The sequence below is a fragment of the Pseudomonas sp. NA-150 genome (genome assembly GCF_044336365.1).
Classification (GTDB): Bacteria; Pseudomonadota; Gammaproteobacteria; order Pseudomonadales; family Pseudomonadaceae; genus Aquipseudomonas.
Map to the genome: position 1 here is coordinate 2,623,832 of NZ_CP172305.1, position 14,625 is coordinate 2,638,456.

Below are 14,625 nucleotides of genomic sequence, written 5' to 3' on the forward strand. Positions count from 1 at the left end.
CCCATCGTTGAAAAGGTGGCCTTGTCGTTGCCGACAACGCCGGGGTATCAGTCGCAACGTGCGGTCATGCCGCCGTCGACGACGATCTCGGTACCGGTGATGAAGCGCGATTCGTCGCTGGCCAGAAACAGTGCAGCGTTGGCCGTGTCGCGACCGTCACCCATGAAACCCATCGGAATACGCGCCAGACGGCTGTCGAGCAGCTTGCTGATGTCGCCCCCGGTGCGTTGCCCGGCAAGGCGTGCTTCCACCATTGGTGTGTGCAACTGGCCAGGGACCACGGTGTTGACCCGAATGCCTTTTGGCGCGTACTCGACAGCGGTCACCCTGGACAGTTGGATAACCCCGGCCTTGCTCGCCGCATAGGCCACCTGAGCCGAGCCGGTCCAGCGAATGCCGGAAGTCGATGCGGTGTTGATGATCGACCCGGAACCTTGAGCTTCCATGATTGGCAGCACATATTTGCAGGTCAGGTACACGCTCTTCAGGTTCAGCGCGATCTGCATGTCCCACTTGTCTTCGTCCAGTGCCACGGCACCACCGGCAGACGAACCACCGACGTTGTTGACCAGTACGTCGACGCGGCCATAGGTCTCTTTGCACGCGGCAACCATCGCCTTGATCGATTCGCTGCTGGTGACATCACACGCATGGGCAACCACGTCACCGCCGATCTCTTTGATGCGGTGCAGGGTTTCTTCCATCGCTTCGATGTTCTTGTCCACGGCGAAGATGCGTGCACCGGCCTGGGCGAAAAGGACGGCAACTGCGCGACCATTACCCCAGCCTGGCCCGACACAACCGGCTCCGGTGACGATGACTACTTTGTCCTGCAAACGGGTGTTGGCTGTGTTGAGTTCGTTCATGGTGTTGAAACCTCACGCAAGGGAAGTTGGCAGTTCGGGGAGCACACCGGCTGGTGGCGGAACCTCGAATACCTTGATGGTCATGGAGATCAGCGTGTAGTAGCCGGCGATACCCACCAGGTCGACCACGGCGGTTTCACCCAAGGCCTTGCTGATCGATTGGTACAGGCTGTCGTCTACCTGACGCTGGTCATGCAGTTGACGAATGAAGGCGTAAACCAGGGTCTCGTCTTCATGTTTGAAATCAGGTTCGCGGCCGTCTCGAATGGCGTCGATCACGTCGATCGACAGCCCGGCTTCAAGGGCGAAAGGCTTGTGCGCTGCCCACTCGTATTCAGCCAGCCAATGGCGGCCCATCATCAGGATCGCCAGCTCCGACAAGCGTGGCTCGATGCTGCTGTCGTAACGGCAGTAGCGGCCCAGGTTCTGTGCGCACTGCGCCAGTTCAGGACGATGCAGCCAGATGGCGAGTGGACCACGAACACCTTTGCGTGGACCGCTGGCAATGGAGTCATAAATGACGCGCTGGGCTTCATTGAGGTTTTCGGGATCAATGGTGCCTAGACGATTCATGTCGTATTCCTTCAAGGTTTTTGCGAATGAGGGATGGCGCGCGCTTCTTGGCTGGCCGTGACTTCTGATCCGGCTGGAGCGCCCAGCAGGCTTTTGCCCGGGGCACAACCGGTCTCTCGTTCAAACGCTTTTGGATCAAAGGCACCTTCCCAGCGAGCAATGGCGTAGACCGCGATGGTGTTGCCGACGATGTTCACCAACGCCATGGCGGTGGCCATCATCCGGTCGATGCCGAACAACAGGCCCAGGCCACCCAGTGGCAGGGTTTGCACCGATTGCAGGGTCGCCGCCAGTTTGATGAAGCCGCCGCCGGCAACGGTGGTGCCGCCCTTGGATGTCAGGCTGAGAATTGCCAGCAGTCCCACCTGTTGCCAGATGGAGAAGGGGGTGTCGGTGGCCTGCGCGATGAAGCCAATGGCAACGGCCATGTACACGGAAGTGCCGTCGAGGTTGAAGCTGTAGCCGGCTGGCAGTACGAAGCCAACCACCACTTCATCACAACCCGTGCGCTTGAGCTTTTCCAGCAAGCGAGGGAAGGCGACTTCGCCAGAAGCGGTGCCCAGCACCAGTAGGATCTCGTCGCGGATGATCCGCAGTACGGCCCAGAAAGGCAGGCCGATCGACCAACTGATAGAACCCAGAACGCCGAAGACGAAGAACAACGAAGCGGCGTAGTAGACGGCTATTAATTTCAACAGGTAGAGCAAGGTGGCGCCGCCATAACTGCCAACCGCCGCCGCCATGGAGCCGAAGGCACCCAGTGGCGCCAGCTTCATGATGAAGCCGAGCATGCGGAACAGCACGCTCTGGCCTTCTTCTATGCCTTTGACGATCAGCGAATCGGGGCCTGCGACACGGTTGATTGCCAGGCCCGCCAACATGGAGATGATCAGGACCTGAATGATGTCGCCTTTGGCGAAGGCATCAACCAGCGTGTGGGGGATTAACCCGAGCAGGTAATCAATAGCTGAAATGCTGCCAGCAGCTGAGGTCGCCTTTATCGCTTCAGCCGACTCGTTAAGATTGGTGGCGTGCAGACCGGAACCCGGCTGAACGACGTTCACCAATACCATGCCGACGACCATGCCGAGGGTGCTGACGACCTCGAAATATAGCAGCGATTTCATCCCCATTCGCCCCAGTTTGCGCATGTCTTTGACGTGCGCCAGGCCGTGTACCAGGGTGAAAAACACAATGGGAGCGAGCATCATTTTTAGCAGGGCGATAAAGGCTTGGCCCAGCGGTTTCATCGCGACGGCCCAGGACGGTGCCAGAAGGCCCAAGGCGATTGCCGCAACCAGCGCAATCAACACTTGTATGTGCAGTTTCTTCAGGTGGTTCATAAAGGTGTCCTCGCCTTGGTGCGTCATTATTTTTGTGTGAGCAGAACAAAAGCGTCGTGTGTGGTATCGCTGCCTCAGCGGTTGTAGGGGATATACATGTTGAAAAGCGTGCTGCCGATCGCTGAAGGCCTGCGCAGCGGCTGCAATGAGTTGATATCGACGTGGTGATCAAACGTTGCAATCAGATACAGCGATCTCGAGGGATTCGATTCGTCAGTTGCTCCACGAAAAAAGCGTGCGGAACAAAGGCCTGGCAGGCGTTGAGTCACTTCGTTAATAGCCACCATCAGGGGTTCGATGTCTTTGCCTTCTGTTGCTGACCAGGATGCGAACAACAGTGACTCGGAGATGGCGGATTCCTCGACATCGTTCAGTGACTCGAGCACCAGTCGTTGTCTGCCGACAGTGCGGGGCAGCACGCGACGACTCCAAGGCGTTGAGTGCTGACCCGAAACGGACAGGTATTCGCAAGTACGCAACGCACTGCTGTCGACAAGGTCATACACCGCGAGGTAGCGGGGCCAGCTGTGAAGGCACACCCAGCGACGGCCTTTGAGGAAACCAGGTAATGCGATGCGCTGTGGAAAGTGCTCCGTGTCGTACCAGTCGTTGAATTCTTCCTCGAGTGAGGAGGGGGCTTCCATTAGCACCGCGAGCGTCGCGGCGCTCATATCAGGAGCTCACAGATGTGGGTAGCAGATAAGGTTTTGGAGTGATTCATTGTTATTCTCCTATATGTCTCCAGCATAGAGAACATCGTTTAACTGGACAAAAACCTTTTATTCATAGGACTCTATGCCAAACAAGCATGGGTTGCGCAGATGGACATTCGAGAGCTTCGTTCCTTCGTACAAGTGGCTCACGCGGGCAGTTTCAGTCGTGCCGCACGGGATTTGTATATCGCGCAGCCCGCGCTGAGCCGGCAGATTGCCAAGCTCGAGGAGCAACTCAATGTCAAATTGCTGACCCGCCATGGGCGTGGTGTGGAATTGACAGCCGCGGGCGCACGATTGCTGGAGCGCGCTGAAATGATGCTGCATTACCTCCAGGAGACAACTGATCACGTCCGTAACAGCGCGGAACAGGAACGAGGTCATCTGGCCGTGGGTTTGCCTCCGGCTATCGGTGCCGTGATCGGGCCGCAACTGATCAAAAGCTTTCGCCAGCTCTGGCCTAGGGCTTCTTTGCATGTACGTGAAGGTCTGAGTGGATCTTTGCAGGAATGGGTGCTCGATGGTCGTGTGGATGTGGCGGTGGTCTACAACCAGCCATTACTTGAGGCGTTTGAAGTGCGGCCGCTGTTTAGTGAGCCCATGGTCCTGGTCGGTCCGCCAGGTGAGGCTGAGCGTGCTGTGCGGATACATGAACTTGCGGACTTGTCGTTGATTTTGCCGAGTTTGCCGCACAGCAACCGCCGATTGGTGGAGCAGGCGGCTGTGCAGAACGGCGTCAGGTTGAAGGTTGATATTGAAGTCGACAGCGTGCTCCTGACCAAACGATTGGTGGAGGAGGGCTTGGGTTATACGATCCTGGCTAACGCAGCGGTTCAGGATGACATTGCCCTGGGACGACTTTCGGTGCACACCATCGAACGGCCAGGTATCCGTTCCACCGTGACCCTTACCAGCTTGCGTGAGCGGCGTAATAGTCGGCTAGCTGCCAGTTGGGAACACCTCTTGATTCAGCAACTCAGACTGCTCGTCACTGAGGGAAAGTGGAAGGACGCTGCGGTGTGGTTGGGTGAGGAATGAGTCAGCACCAGGCTGCGTGAGTGGCTGCCCGGTGTTTTCCCAGTCCTGATCAGGACCACCCGGCATGACCCGCGCCGCCGCCCAATGGAAGAATCGACAGCCTTGAGTTTTACCTCAGCTCAAGCTTTTACAATCATAAGCCGCAATAAGTGAGAGAGATCGCGTTGCTGATCAAGCTGCCACGCCACATCGAAAAAGGCCTGTGACTGCTTCTGTGACCAGACGCCGTTGACTGACCGAAAGAATTTTTCTTCAGTGCCTCGTCGGTCAAGCGGTTTACCGCCAAAGCCTGGAAGGTCATCGACCTGCTCGGTGATCACACGTCCGTCCTCGAGGGTCACGGTTACCCGAGTCGGAAGCCGCTGTGGTGACATCTTGGTCAGAACGTCGTCTTCTTCCACCGTCAGCTTCTTCAGCAGCGCAACCAATCGAGGGTCTTGCAGCGCTTCATCCGAGTAGCTGGAGTCCTTGATCTCGTGATCGAGCATCGCCCGTACGACTATGTAAGGCAGGCTATGATCGGCCGTCTCACGAGTTTTGGGTGCGAATTTGTCCGGCGACTCGGCTGAATACTGATGACCTGCACGGGTGGTCGCTATCACGATCGACTTCACCGAAGCGGTGTCTGGAATGGCTTTTCCGACTCTTGCGGCGGCAACAATTGCTGTCTGTAGAAGGGCTTGAGCCGGGTAAGGCTTGACCTGGCACTCGGCGATTTTGAACGTTCCGGCGCGGCCGCCGAATAGCTCAGTGTCGAGCGTAAACGGGCCTGAAATTTGTTTGAAAAATCCGGCGTTTCCCTCGAAGGCTGGCGCCGGCCCGGTCAGACCGGCGCGCGCCAACTGTACAGCGAATACCGCGTTGCGCCCGGCCTCGGCGTCTGCCAGCCCTTTCCAGTTCGACAGCACCTGCAAGCGGGTCTGATTCATTGCCATGTGTCCGGCAAAGGACAGGTTGACTGCTTCGGTTAACTGGTGCGTCGACAGCCTCATCAGCTTACCCGCCGCAAGCGCAGCGGCAGGCAAACTGAAATTGGGGTGGTCCCAACCCCGGGCACTGATTTGCACGGTGTCGAGGAGTTGGCAATCAATTTCATAGGCCAGCGCAATGGCAAGAATCAGGTCCTGACCGGAACATTTTTGCGCCTCGGCCACTGCCAGGCACGGCGTAATGTTATCGCTCGGGTGGCCGACTTCTTTGCCAGCGTAGGAGTCATTGAGGTCGAAGTAGCGCACAGCCGCGCCGTTGGCGAATGAAGCCAAATCCATGCTTGTTTTGTGTGTCGTGCCGATCAGTGTCGACACGCCGCCCGGCATGGCCGCCAGCGCCACACTGCGCACCTGTTGCACTTGTGGCTGGTTAATCGCGCCGATAGCGCAACCCATGGCATCGATAAAATGCGCCTTCACCCGCTCAACGATGTCCGGTGGCAAGGCGCTGTACTGAGTCGCTGCCACATAATCAGCCAGTTGCTCAGCAATCGTCTTGGGGGTAGAGCCAGTCGCAGGTGTTTTATCTTCAGCGAATGAAAACGCTGGCATCAGCGCCAGGCAGGTCATTGCCCCGAGCAGGCGGCGTCTATCGATCATGTAGGGCATGAGCACTCCAGTGCTTTTGTAGTTTTTAGGCGCGAATATTTTTGCTTACAGGCCTTCAACGTCGACAAATCCATAGAATTCGGCAGGGTTGTCGACCAGAATTTGTTGCCTGTACTTGCCGGCCCATTCACCCAGCAGGTTGGCGAGATGGGCGTCGTCGGGCTTGTGCTGTTCTGTGATGTGCGGCCAGTCACTGCCCCAGAACAGGCGTTGTGGTGCCCATTCGATCAGTTGCCGCGCCGTCGCCAGCGTCGGCGCATAGTTGGGCGCGCCGCTGTCACTGTTCAGGTAGGCGCCGGACAGTTTGATCCAGGTTTTCCCTTCCTCCAGCCAGCGGCGCAGCAGCTGCGCTGCCGGGTGTTCCAAGCCTTGTTGCGGCGGCAAACGGCCCATGTGATCGATCACCAGTGGAGTTGGCAGGCTGTCGATCAACCGCTCATGGGCGACCAGTTGTTCAGCCGCCGCGTGCAGCTGGATATGCCAGCCCAACTCGTAGATGCGTGCAGCCAACGGCGCGAGGGTTTCCCAACTGGCGACTGCGTTGCCACTGTTCCACAGACTGAAACGCAAGCCGCGAACGCCGCCTTGGTGCAGGTTTTCCAACTCAATGTCACTGATGTCGGGCGCGACCACTGCGATACCGCGCGCGCGGCCCTTGCTGCGTGCAATGGCGTCGAGCAGGCAGGCGTTATCGAAGCCGTAGTGCTTGGCCTGAACGATCACGGCTCGGCTGCAGCCCAGATGTGCCTGCAACAGTAGGTAATCGTCCCAGGTCATATTGGCCGGAGTCGGAGTGCCAGTAATCGCGGGCGTAAACCGCGCATCCAGGATGTGCAGATGGGCATCACAAGCGTTTGCCGGCAGCACGGGGCTTGGGCGCTCGGTGCTCAAAGAATGAGGAACTGAAAATAGGGTCATGGCTCAGGCTCCGGGTTCAGGTCGGCGGCAGTTGCGAGAGCAGCAGCAACGCCAGCATCACCGTGTTTGCACCAGCATTCAGGATCGCAGTGCCGCCGGTGTCGTCAATACCACTGAGGCACCTGGCTGGCGTGGCGAGTAGATCAGCGTTGTGCATACCCACCTCTTTATTGTTGTTTTCAACGCGGCGTGGAAGATGCCGCGTTTGTGTTGTGCGCTGGCAAAATTGATTAGTTCGTCAGACCCGCACTACGCGCTTGTGCCAAGAGCGTCTGAGCGCTGCGCACGAACGGTCCATCCACCATCTGGCCATCGACCAGATAGGCGCCGACACCGGCCAATTCGGCTTTTTCCGCCGCCTCGACAACGCGCAATGCGTGCGCGATCTGATCGGCATCGGGAAGAAATGCCTGGTTCGCCAGATCGATCTGGGTCGGGTGAATACAGGATTTACCCTCGTATCCCAGTTGCCGCGCAGTCTTGGCCTCAGCAGCGAAACCCTCGGGGTCGTTGACCCGGGCGAATGCTGAATCGTAGGTCGCCACGCCCGCTTCACCCGCCGCAAGACGCAGATTCAGGCGGATTTGATGCAGCGTCCACGGGTCCTTGCGATCAATGCCCAAGGGTTCCAGCAAGTCGGCGAGACCCAGTTGCAGGCCGTTGACCCGTGGGCTTGCGGCGGCAATGGCAGCCGCGTTACGCAGACCTTTGGGGGACTCGATGGTCGCTAAAATCGCTATGGGCTGAGTGATGCCGTGCTGTGCTTCAAGCTCGTCAAGACGCTTAGCCAGGGATTGAATCTGTTCGGCGGATTCAACTTTCGGCAGATTGATGACCTGCATCGCAGTGCCGACCAGCGCAATCAGATCGTTTTCATAGTGTGGAGAGGACTGATCGTTGACCCGAACCACGATGGTTTTGGTTGAGGGCTGCAGCGTGCGCAGAAAGTCGGATAGCAGCTGGCGGGCGCTGTCTTTGGCACTTGGGTCGACCGCATCTTCCAGATCGAAACTGATGGCATCTGCCTTTGAGGCCAATGCCTTGGCGAAGAGTTCGGGGCGCGACCCGGGCACGAAGAGTTTGCTGCGCATTGACGATCCTCGGTGTTTTTCTTATAGGCCGCGCCAAGGCAGGCGCAGCGGGATCTATATTGCAAATCTCAAAAAGATAACTAAAGTGATTATTACTTGAATTAGAGTCAAAAATAATTTCACTATGGACACGAGATACCTCGAAAGTTTCCTGCAGGTTGCCCGCCTGGGTTCCACAGCCGCTGCCGCCCGCGCGCTCAATCTCACGCCCACAGCCGTCGCGCAACGCATCAAATCCTTGGAGCATGAAATCGGCGCGACGCTGCTGACTCGTGCCGGTCGCAATATGCAGGCGACTGCGGCGGGGCTGGCACTGATTGAGCCGGCAGGCGAACTGGTGCGTCGCACACGGGATCTGAGCGCCATCGCGGCGTTGGATGTGGTTGCTGGAGACTTGCGCATCGGTTGCATTTCCACCGCGTTGGCCTACGTCGTACCGCGGGTGCTGGCCACGTTGATCGAACGTCACAAGCACCTGCGCACGCACCTTGAGCCAGCCGTTTCCACCGAGCTCTACCGCAAAGTAGTGGCGGGCGATATCGATGTTGGGTTGATGGTTCGTCCCGCGTTCGAGTTGCCCAAGGAGTTCACGTGGCGTGCGCTGCACGACGAGCCTTTTATGGTACTGGCGCCAATTCAGTTGATCGGCCAAGACGCTCATCTGGTGCTGTCCCGTGAGCCCTTCATCCGCTATCACCGCAGTTCCTGGGGCGGCTTGCTCGCTGATCGTTATTTGCTGGAAGCGGGCATCGCTCCCCTTGAACGTTTCGAGATCGACGCGCTGGATGCAATCGCCGCCATGGTCGGCGGAGGGCTCGGTGTATCGCTGGTCCCGCGTTGGCAACCGCTGCATGCCAATCTTGACGCCCTCGCGCAATTGCCATTGCCGGGCGCAGGGTTGCGGCGCCCGATCGGGCTGCTATGGAAGCGTAATTCTCCAAAGGTCAAACTCATCAACGCGTTCTGCGAAGTGCTGTATGCGCGCGGGCACGAGCACGACGAGGTTATTAATTAATCCAGTTTTATTTCACTCTGAAGCCATTTAAAACTATTTTTAATCTCCTGTTTCCGCGCTCAGAATTATTTCAATGCTGCGCCATGACCCGCTCCGACGTGAGCGACTGGCGCCATTCAAATAAAAAGCAATGCGGAGATATGTTCATGAGTAAGCACCTCACACCCTCGCCACGCCTGGATCGCTCGGGGCCGGTTGGGCCGTTGAGTGGAATCAAGGTGCTGGACCTGAGCGCCTATATCGCTGGGCCTTATGGCTGCTCGTTGCTCGCCGATCAGGGCGCGGAGGTAATCAAAATCGAGCCGCCGACCGGCGACAATCTGCGCAAATACCCGTCGACTCTGGCCAGCGAAAGCCGCGCCTTTCTCGGCGTCAATCGCAGCAAGCTAGGCGTTGTGCTCGATCTTAAACGCGCTGAAGGACTGGAAACGCTGTATGCCCTGGTTCGCGAGGTCGATGTGCTGGTGCACAACTTTCGTCCCGGCGTTCCGGAGCGGCTTGGTATCGGTTATGAGCAACTGAAGCCACTGAACCCTCGCTTGATCTATTGCGCCGTCACCGGTTACGGCGAAAGCGGCCCGTTGAAAGACAAGGCCGGATATGACCAGGTGCTGCAAACCATGACCGGCATGTGTGTTTCGCAAAGCAAGCCGGGCGGGCCTCCTGAAGTGCTGTACGGCTCGGTGGTCGACTACTACGCGGCTGCGCTTGTCGCGGGCGGCGTATCGTCGGCACTGTTCGAGCGTGAGAAAACCGCAGAAGGCCAGTACGTCGGCGTGTCGCTGTTGCGCAGTGCGTTGACCATGCAGTCGGCACGGCTGATCTGGGCTGAAGGTGAGCCGGTCAAAATGGACCGTGATATGCGTTCAGGCGGTATCACCGGCATACACCCGACGCGTGAAGGCCATCTGTATTTGTCAGCCAACACCCCGCACTTTTGGCAAGCATTGTGCGAGAGGACCGGTTTGCTGAATCTGCTCGATGAACGATACGACACCATGCGCAAGCGTGCTGAGCATGAGGCGGTCATTATTCCGCAATTGCATGCAGCGTTGCAGGCACGCACCGCACTGGAATGGGAAATCGAGTTCGGCGACACCGTGCCATGCGCTGCGGCGCGGCGTGTCGAGGACATGTTCGATCATCCACAAAGCCAGGCCGAAGACTTGATTGCCGATTACCAGCATCCGGTGGTGGGTCATTATCGTGGCTTCGCTCGGCCGATCCGCTATGGCCGCACACCTGGCCCTCAGCCATTTGCGGCACCGGCATTCGGGCAGCACTCCGATGACGTCCTGCGGGCCTACGGTTTTACCGACGAACAAATCTACGGTTTACGCGACTGTGGAGCGCTGTTGTAACTGAGATCTTTGGTGCCATCGGAGCGCCTTGCGCCACCCCGTGTATTTGTCCATAACAATCACAATAGGATTCACATCATGCCAATCGACCTGATGCAACACTTGGGCTTGCAATGCGCTACACGGGAAATGCCTGAATGACCGTCGCGCTCAGCAGACCCCGAAGCTTGCGGACGCGGATCACGGACAACACGATCCGGGTGTTTGAACGCACCATCCCGGACCCGTTCGTGCTCGCGGTATTCCTCACCTTCCTGATTGCCCTTGCGGCGTTTATCTGGGGACCGCAGGCCTCCGTGACCAACATCTTGTCCGGCTGGTACAAAGGTTTCTTCAACATCTTCACCTTCGCACTGCAGATCACCCTGGTGCTAGTGCTGGGCCACGCGCTCGCGCATGCGCCGATCGTGCAACGTTTCTTCACCCGGTTGATCAGCCTTGCGCGTACCCCTGCGCAGGCTGGCGCGCTGATATTCGTCAGTGTTGCGGTGACCTCGTTTTTCAACTGGGGCTTTGGTCTGGTGATGAGTGCATTGCTGGCGCGGGAAATCGCCAAGCGCATGCACGTGGATTTCGCCTGGATCGTCGCGGCAGGTTTTTCCGGCTGGGTGGTCTGGGCCGGTGGTCTTTCAAGCTCGATCGTGCTCGCGCAATCAACTGCCGGTAGCCCGATGAACGTGGTAGAAAAAGTCACCGGCCAGGTACTGGGGCTCGGCGACATGGTGTTCGCGCCGTTCAACCTGGTGCCCAATCTGGTGATGGTGCTGGTCATCCCGTTTGTATTGGCAGTCTTGCGACCACGCGGTGATGACGTCATCGCGCTGGACATCAGCAAACATCCCGATCCAGAGCCTGAGCGCAAACCGCAGGGTCCTTGGACCTTTGCCCAACGCCTGGAATATTCGTGGTTGGGTAGCGTGTTGATGGGCGGTGGTGGCATCGCAGTCATGGTCTTCGCCTCTTTTGGACAGCTGCAGTTCGCTGGCGTCAACGCGGTGATTTTTGTGATGTTCACGGCCGGCATTCTGCTGCATCGCTATCCGTTGGCCTACGCCAATGCGGTTAAAAATGCCGCCAAGCAAAGTGGTTCGATGATGCTGCAATACCCGCTGTATGGTGGGTTGATGGGCATCATGGAGGCCACTGGACTACCGGGTGTGATCTCCAATTCGTTCGTGGCCATTTCCAACGAGCACACGCTGCCGTTTTGGAGCTACATGTGCTCGCTGGTGGTGACCTTCCTGATTCCAAGCGGCGGCGGTCATTGGGCGGTGCAGGGACCTTTCGTGATCCCTGCAGCGGTTACGCTGCACGCTTCGTTACCAGCAACGACCATGGCCGTCGCCATGGGCGAGCAAGTCTCCAACATGCTTCAGCCTTTTTGGGCGGCGCCTGTGGTGGCGATGGCGGGTGTCGGCGTGCAGCGCGTGCTGGGCTTCACATTCGCGACCTTCCTGGTGGGCGCTATTGTGTACGGAGCGTCCCTGTTTTTTCTTGTGTAAAGCCGATCCTCTAAGAGCGGCAGGGCGTACCGACTGACCATGAGCCTGTTGGTCGGCATCGCGGCGGGATTACTCAGCCTGACCATGGCCTTGAGCGGACGTTCTGAAATCAGCGAGGACGGTGTGGCGCTGGTGGTGGTCGCTGGAGGCGTGGTGTGCGCCGTATCGTCATGGGCATTCAGACGGCTGATTCCGACAGCGCATCGACACTCGTGCCAAAAGATCGGCTGTTGCGTAGGAGTTAGTGGTCTGGCGTGAAGCAGCGTTCAGATCTCTGGCAAACTTATGTCGGAATGTAGCGCCCCCGGGAGATGACTGGAAACCATGCCACCGGCGAGGTCCGCCGTAATGATCACGAAGCCATCGTGCTCCCGGTTATCGTCGCCATGGGCTCTAGATGAGCAAGCGGCGTTTCAAACCACCGATTAACCGACAGGCCTATCGGTATATCGGCGAGAGAAAACTCGTCGCCGCTGACATAGGCCCCGGTTGACTCCAACTGTCGATCGAGGATCTCCATATGCCTCGGCCAATTGCTGCAAGCATCTGCTAACGCCTGGCTGTCCTGATGCTCAGGCGAGTGCCTGACCAGCGACATGAAGGCATAACTCCACGATTTGTTGAGGTCCGACGCCTGCCAATCGATCCATTGATCCACCCGCGCTCTGGCTCTCGCTTCAATCGGGGCGAGCGCCGCTGTAGCGAGAGGCCAGGTAACGAGTGATGGAGTTTGACTCCCAAAGAATCAATCACTTCTGCCCACCTTCAAGCCCCCCCCAGAGCGCGCAAAATTGCCTCAGGTGTTGCCGGGGCAGCAAGCTTTGGAGCCTTTTGGCGACCACCAAACGAGGCAATCGCATCCCAAATCGCAAGATACACGGAAATAGCCAGTTTCAACGGTGGCTCGCCAATTGCTTTTGACCGAAAGATGGTGGTTTCGACATTGACGTTATCGAAGAAGCTCACATTGAACTGCTCAGGGGTGTCACGGGAGGTCGGGATTTTATAAGTCTGTGGCGCATGAGTAGTCAGAAAGCCGTCTTCACGCCAAACCAGTTCCTCGGTAGTTAACCAGCCCATTCCCTGAATGAAGCCCCCCTCCACCTGCCCGAGGTCAAGAGCCGGATTGATGGATCTCCCCGCCTCCTGAAGGATGTCCACTCGCTCCACTTTAAGTTCGCCAGTCAACGTATCGATGATTACTTCGCTACAGGCGGCACCGTAGGTGTAATAAAGAAAGGGACGCCCGCGTAATGTATCAAAATCGTAGGCGACTTTCGGCACGCGGTAGTAACCGGTCGCAGACAGCGATACTTGGGCAACAAAGGCCTTTGCGCACAGCTGTGCAAAGCTCGTTTCATGCCCGGGTGCCGACACTACTCCCATAGAGAAACATACCTGCTCCGGCTCACACCCCCATTCTATTGCCGCCACTCCCGCTAAGCGGCCACGCAGTGTCAAAGCCGCATCGCGGGCGGCCATGCCGTTGAGGTCAGTACCACTGGAGGCTGCGATGGAAACCGTGTTGGGTACCTTGCTGGTATCGGTCGCGCTGCAGTGAATGGTGTCGAGTTCCACACCCAAGACGCCCGCTACCACTTGAGTAATTTTGGTGTGGAGGCCTAGAGATCGGTCCGAATTTCTCGATTAGGGAGGGGGATGTCAGTGCCAGCAAAGGGTGCGCGGGATGAGCGAGGCCACTCGAGCGTGCCGGCGAGAAACAAAATCCCATGATTACACTCGCGCAGTTGATAGCCGTCGCAAGCGCGATAAGCACGTAGTGACCCACATTGGCCGTTCAAGCCTCAAGTGCATGCGCCAGGAAAAGGTATTGCCCGAACAGCCAGGTATCGCTGAGCGTTCGGCTAGGGTTGATGCCTGGACGCTTACACTTGGGTGGCGTTATTCGCTATTGTTCCTGTCCGTCAGCACCGTCTCCATTTAGTCAAAAAAGGATCGAACGCTATGGATAGCAACCTGATATTCACCACCCGCCGTCTCACCCTGACGCCCCTGCAACTTAGCGATGCTGCGAATATCCAGCAGTTGTTCCCTCATTGGGAAGTGGTGCGCTATCTCAATAAAAATGTTCCATGGCCTTACCCGTCGGATGGCGCACTTACTTATGTTCGCGATCATGCATTGCCGGCCATGGGCCGAGGCAGTGAATGGCACTGGATGATTCGTCTCACTGAGGCGAGGACGCAGAGCATCGGCAGTATTTGCCTCTATGATCAGCCTGGCAATCACCGAGGATTCTGGCTCGCGCCTCAGTGGCAGGGACACGGTTATATGCAAGAGGCCTGTGAAGTCATCAACGATTACTGGTTCGAAACACTGAAACGCCCCGTCATGCACGTTCCTAAAGCCCGCGAAAACCTGGCTTCCCGACGGGTGTCGGAACGCGAAGGCATGCGCCTGCTTGAGATACAACAAGGCGAGTTCGTCATGGGTGCCCAATGCCTGGATATCTGGGAGCTTAAAAAAGAAGACTGGCTGAATAGAAAGAATAAGCGGATGCCGAACACACCTTCCGACTCTGGACAATGAGGCCAAACTCATCCGTATGCCGATCCCATAGATGTGCTGTGACCTTTGCCAACGCCA

At 57.7% G+C, this 14,625-nt stretch carries 14 protein-coding genes and 2 pseudogenes; 6 read left to right on the forward strand and 10 right to left on the reverse strand.

Annotated features, from left to right (window positions below; all coding sequences use genetic code 11):
- Nucleotides 1-47: 47 nt before the first annotated feature.
- The 4 genes from ACF0H7_RS12535 to ACF0H7_RS12550 all read right to left on the reverse strand — a co-directional run bounded on the left by ACF0H7_RS12535 (nt 48) and on the right by ACF0H7_RS12550 (nt 3,453).
- Nucleotides 48-866 carry an SDR family NAD(P)-dependent oxidoreductase gene (locus ACF0H7_RS12535; protein WP_397453069.1) on the reverse strand — a complete coding sequence of 273 codons (819 nt, stop codon included), beginning with the start codon at nt 864-866 and terminating at the stop codon, nt 48-50.
- Between the two features lie 12 nt (nt 867-878).
- Complete coding sequence (locus tag ACF0H7_RS12540) at nt 879-1,439, reverse strand: carboxymuconolactone decarboxylase family protein (protein WP_397453070.1); 561 nt, start codon at nt 1,437-1,439, stop codon at nt 879-881.
- Nucleotides 1,440-1,450: 11 nt separating this feature from the next.
- Nucleotides 1,451-2,782: a cation:dicarboxylate symporter family transporter gene (locus tag ACF0H7_RS12545; RefSeq protein WP_397453071.1), complete on the reverse strand. Its 1,332-nt coding sequence runs from the start codon at nt 2,780-2,782 to the stop codon at nt 1,451-1,453.
- A 74-nt stretch (nt 2,783-2,856) separates the two neighbouring features.
- Nucleotides 2,857-3,453: a hypothetical protein gene (locus tag ACF0H7_RS12550; RefSeq protein WP_397453072.1), complete on the reverse strand. Its 597-nt coding sequence runs from the start codon at nt 3,451-3,453 to the stop codon at nt 2,857-2,859.
- A gap of 150 nt (nt 3,454-3,603) precedes the next feature.
- Here ACF0H7_RS12550 and ACF0H7_RS12555 point away from each other — a divergent pair, with 150 nt between their 5' ends.
- Nucleotides 3,604-4,533 (forward strand): LysR family transcriptional regulator, encoded by a 930-nt coding sequence (locus ACF0H7_RS12555; protein ID WP_397453073.1) that lies wholly within the window; start codon nt 3,604-3,606, stop codon nt 4,531-4,533.
- 119 nt (nt 4,534-4,652) lie between these two features.
- Here the strand turns inward: ACF0H7_RS12555 and ACF0H7_RS12560 are convergent, their stop codons facing one another.
- The 4 genes from ACF0H7_RS12560 to ACF0H7_RS12575 form a co-directional block, all read right to left on the reverse strand.
- Nucleotides 4,653-6,131: an MmgE/PrpD family protein gene (locus ACF0H7_RS12560; RefSeq protein WP_397453074.1), complete on the reverse strand. Its 1,479-nt coding sequence runs from the start codon at nt 6,129-6,131 to the stop codon at nt 4,653-4,655.
- 45 nt (nt 6,132-6,176) lie between these two features.
- A complete protein-coding gene (locus ACF0H7_RS12565; RefSeq protein WP_397453075.1) occupies nt 6,177-7,049 on the reverse strand; it encodes an amidohydrolase family protein in 873 nt (290 codons plus the stop codon).
- Between the two features lie 16 nt (nt 7,050-7,065).
- A complete protein-coding gene (locus ACF0H7_RS12570; protein ID WP_397453076.1) occupies nt 7,066-7,206 on the reverse strand; it encodes a hypothetical protein in 141 nt (46 codons plus the stop codon).
- A gap of 73 nt (nt 7,207-7,279) precedes the next feature.
- Nucleotides 7,280-8,140, reverse strand: coding sequence for an HpcH/HpaI aldolase/citrate lyase family protein (locus ACF0H7_RS12575; RefSeq protein WP_397453077.1), 861 nt, complete (start codon nt 8,138-8,140; stop codon nt 7,280-7,282).
- A gap of 124 nt (nt 8,141-8,264) precedes the next feature.
- Here ACF0H7_RS12575 and ACF0H7_RS12580 point away from each other — a divergent pair, with 124 nt between their 5' ends.
- From ACF0H7_RS12580 to ACF0H7_RS12595, 4 genes are all read left to right on the forward strand, one after another.
- Nucleotides 8,265-9,155: a LysR family transcriptional regulator gene (locus tag ACF0H7_RS12580; protein ID WP_397453078.1), complete on the forward strand. Its 891-nt coding sequence runs from the start codon at nt 8,265-8,267 to the stop codon at nt 9,153-9,155.
- A gap of 146 nt (nt 9,156-9,301) precedes the next feature.
- Nucleotides 9,302-10,516 carry a CaiB/BaiF CoA transferase family protein gene (locus ACF0H7_RS12585; RefSeq protein ID WP_397453079.1) on the forward strand — a complete coding sequence of 405 codons (1,215 nt, stop codon included), beginning with the start codon at nt 9,302-9,304 and terminating at the stop codon, nt 10,514-10,516.
- 137 nt (nt 10,517-10,653) lie between these two features.
- Nucleotides 10,654-12,018 carry a TIGR00366 family protein gene (locus ACF0H7_RS12590; protein ID WP_397453080.1) on the forward strand — a complete coding sequence of 455 codons (1,365 nt, stop codon included), beginning with the start codon at nt 10,654-10,656 and terminating at the stop codon, nt 12,016-12,018.
- Between the two features lie 39 nt (nt 12,019-12,057).
- Nucleotides 12,058-12,276 (forward strand): hypothetical protein, encoded by a 219-nt coding sequence (locus tag ACF0H7_RS12595; RefSeq protein ID WP_397453081.1) that lies wholly within the window; start codon nt 12,058-12,060, stop codon nt 12,274-12,276.
- Between the two features lie 139 nt (nt 12,277-12,415).
- Here ACF0H7_RS12595 and ACF0H7_RS12600 read toward each other — a convergent pair.
- Nucleotides 12,416-12,761, reverse strand: a pseudogene (locus ACF0H7_RS12600) (glutathione S-transferase); the annotation flags it as partial.
- Nucleotides 12,762-12,783: 22 nt separating this feature from the next.
- Nucleotides 12,784-13,629: pseudogene (locus ACF0H7_RS12605) on the reverse strand (molybdopterin cofactor-binding domain-containing protein); the annotation flags it as partial.
- Nucleotides 13,630-13,983: 354 nt separating this feature from the next.
- Here ACF0H7_RS12605 and ACF0H7_RS12610 point away from each other — a divergent pair.
- Nucleotides 13,984-14,568, forward strand: a complete 585-nt coding sequence (locus ACF0H7_RS12610) for a GNAT family N-acetyltransferase (protein WP_397453082.1) — start codon at nt 13,984-13,986, stop codon at nt 14,566-14,568.
- Nucleotides 14,569-14,625 lie beyond the last annotated feature (57 nt).

What these genes read in the sequence shown, in the direction of transcription:
- ACF0H7_RS12535 (WP_397453069.1), bottom strand. Translation starts at nt 866, where the DNA reads ATGAACGAACTCAACACAGCCAACACCCGTTTGCAGGACAAAGTAGTC.
- ACF0H7_RS12540 (WP_397453070.1), bottom strand. Translation starts at nt 1,439, where the DNA reads ATGAATCGTCTAGGCACCATTGATCCCGAAAACCTCAATGAAGCCCAG.
- ACF0H7_RS12545 (WP_397453071.1), bottom strand. Translation starts at nt 2,782, where the DNA reads ATGAACCACCTGAAGAAACTGCACATACAAGTGTTGATTGCGCTGGTT.
- ACF0H7_RS12550 (WP_397453072.1), bottom strand. Translation starts at nt 3,453, where the DNA reads ATGAGCGCCGCGACGCTCGCGGTGCTAATGGAAGCCCCCTCCTCACTC.
- ACF0H7_RS12555 (WP_397453073.1), top strand. Translation starts at nt 3,604, where the DNA reads ATGGACATTCGAGAGCTTCGTTCCTTCGTACAAGTGGCTCACGCGGGC.
- ACF0H7_RS12560 (WP_397453074.1), bottom strand. Translation starts at nt 6,131, where the DNA reads ATGCCCTACATGATCGATAGACGCCGCCTGCTCGGGGCAATGACCTGC.
- ACF0H7_RS12565 (WP_397453075.1), bottom strand. Translation starts at nt 7,049, where the DNA reads ATGACCCTATTTTCAGTTCCTCATTCTTTGAGCACCGAGCGCCCAAGC.
- ACF0H7_RS12570 (WP_397453076.1), bottom strand. Translation starts at nt 7,206, where the DNA reads ATGCACAACGCTGATCTACTCGCCACGCCAGCCAGGTGCCTCAGTGGT.
- ACF0H7_RS12575 (WP_397453077.1), bottom strand. Translation starts at nt 8,140, where the DNA reads ATGCGCAGCAAACTCTTCGTGCCCGGGTCGCGCCCCGAACTCTTCGCC.
- ACF0H7_RS12580 (WP_397453078.1), top strand. Translation starts at nt 8,265, where the DNA reads ATGGACACGAGATACCTCGAAAGTTTCCTGCAGGTTGCCCGCCTGGGT.
- ACF0H7_RS12585 (WP_397453079.1), top strand. Translation starts at nt 9,302, where the DNA reads ATGAGTAAGCACCTCACACCCTCGCCACGCCTGGATCGCTCGGGGCCG.
- ACF0H7_RS12590 (WP_397453080.1), top strand. Translation starts at nt 10,654, where the DNA reads ATGACCGTCGCGCTCAGCAGACCCCGAAGCTTGCGGACGCGGATCACG.
- ACF0H7_RS12595 (WP_397453081.1), top strand. Translation starts at nt 12,058, where the DNA reads ATGAGCCTGTTGGTCGGCATCGCGGCGGGATTACTCAGCCTGACCATG.
- ACF0H7_RS12610 (WP_397453082.1), top strand. Translation starts at nt 13,984, where the DNA reads ATGGATAGCAACCTGATATTCACCACCCGCCGTCTCACCCTGACGCCC.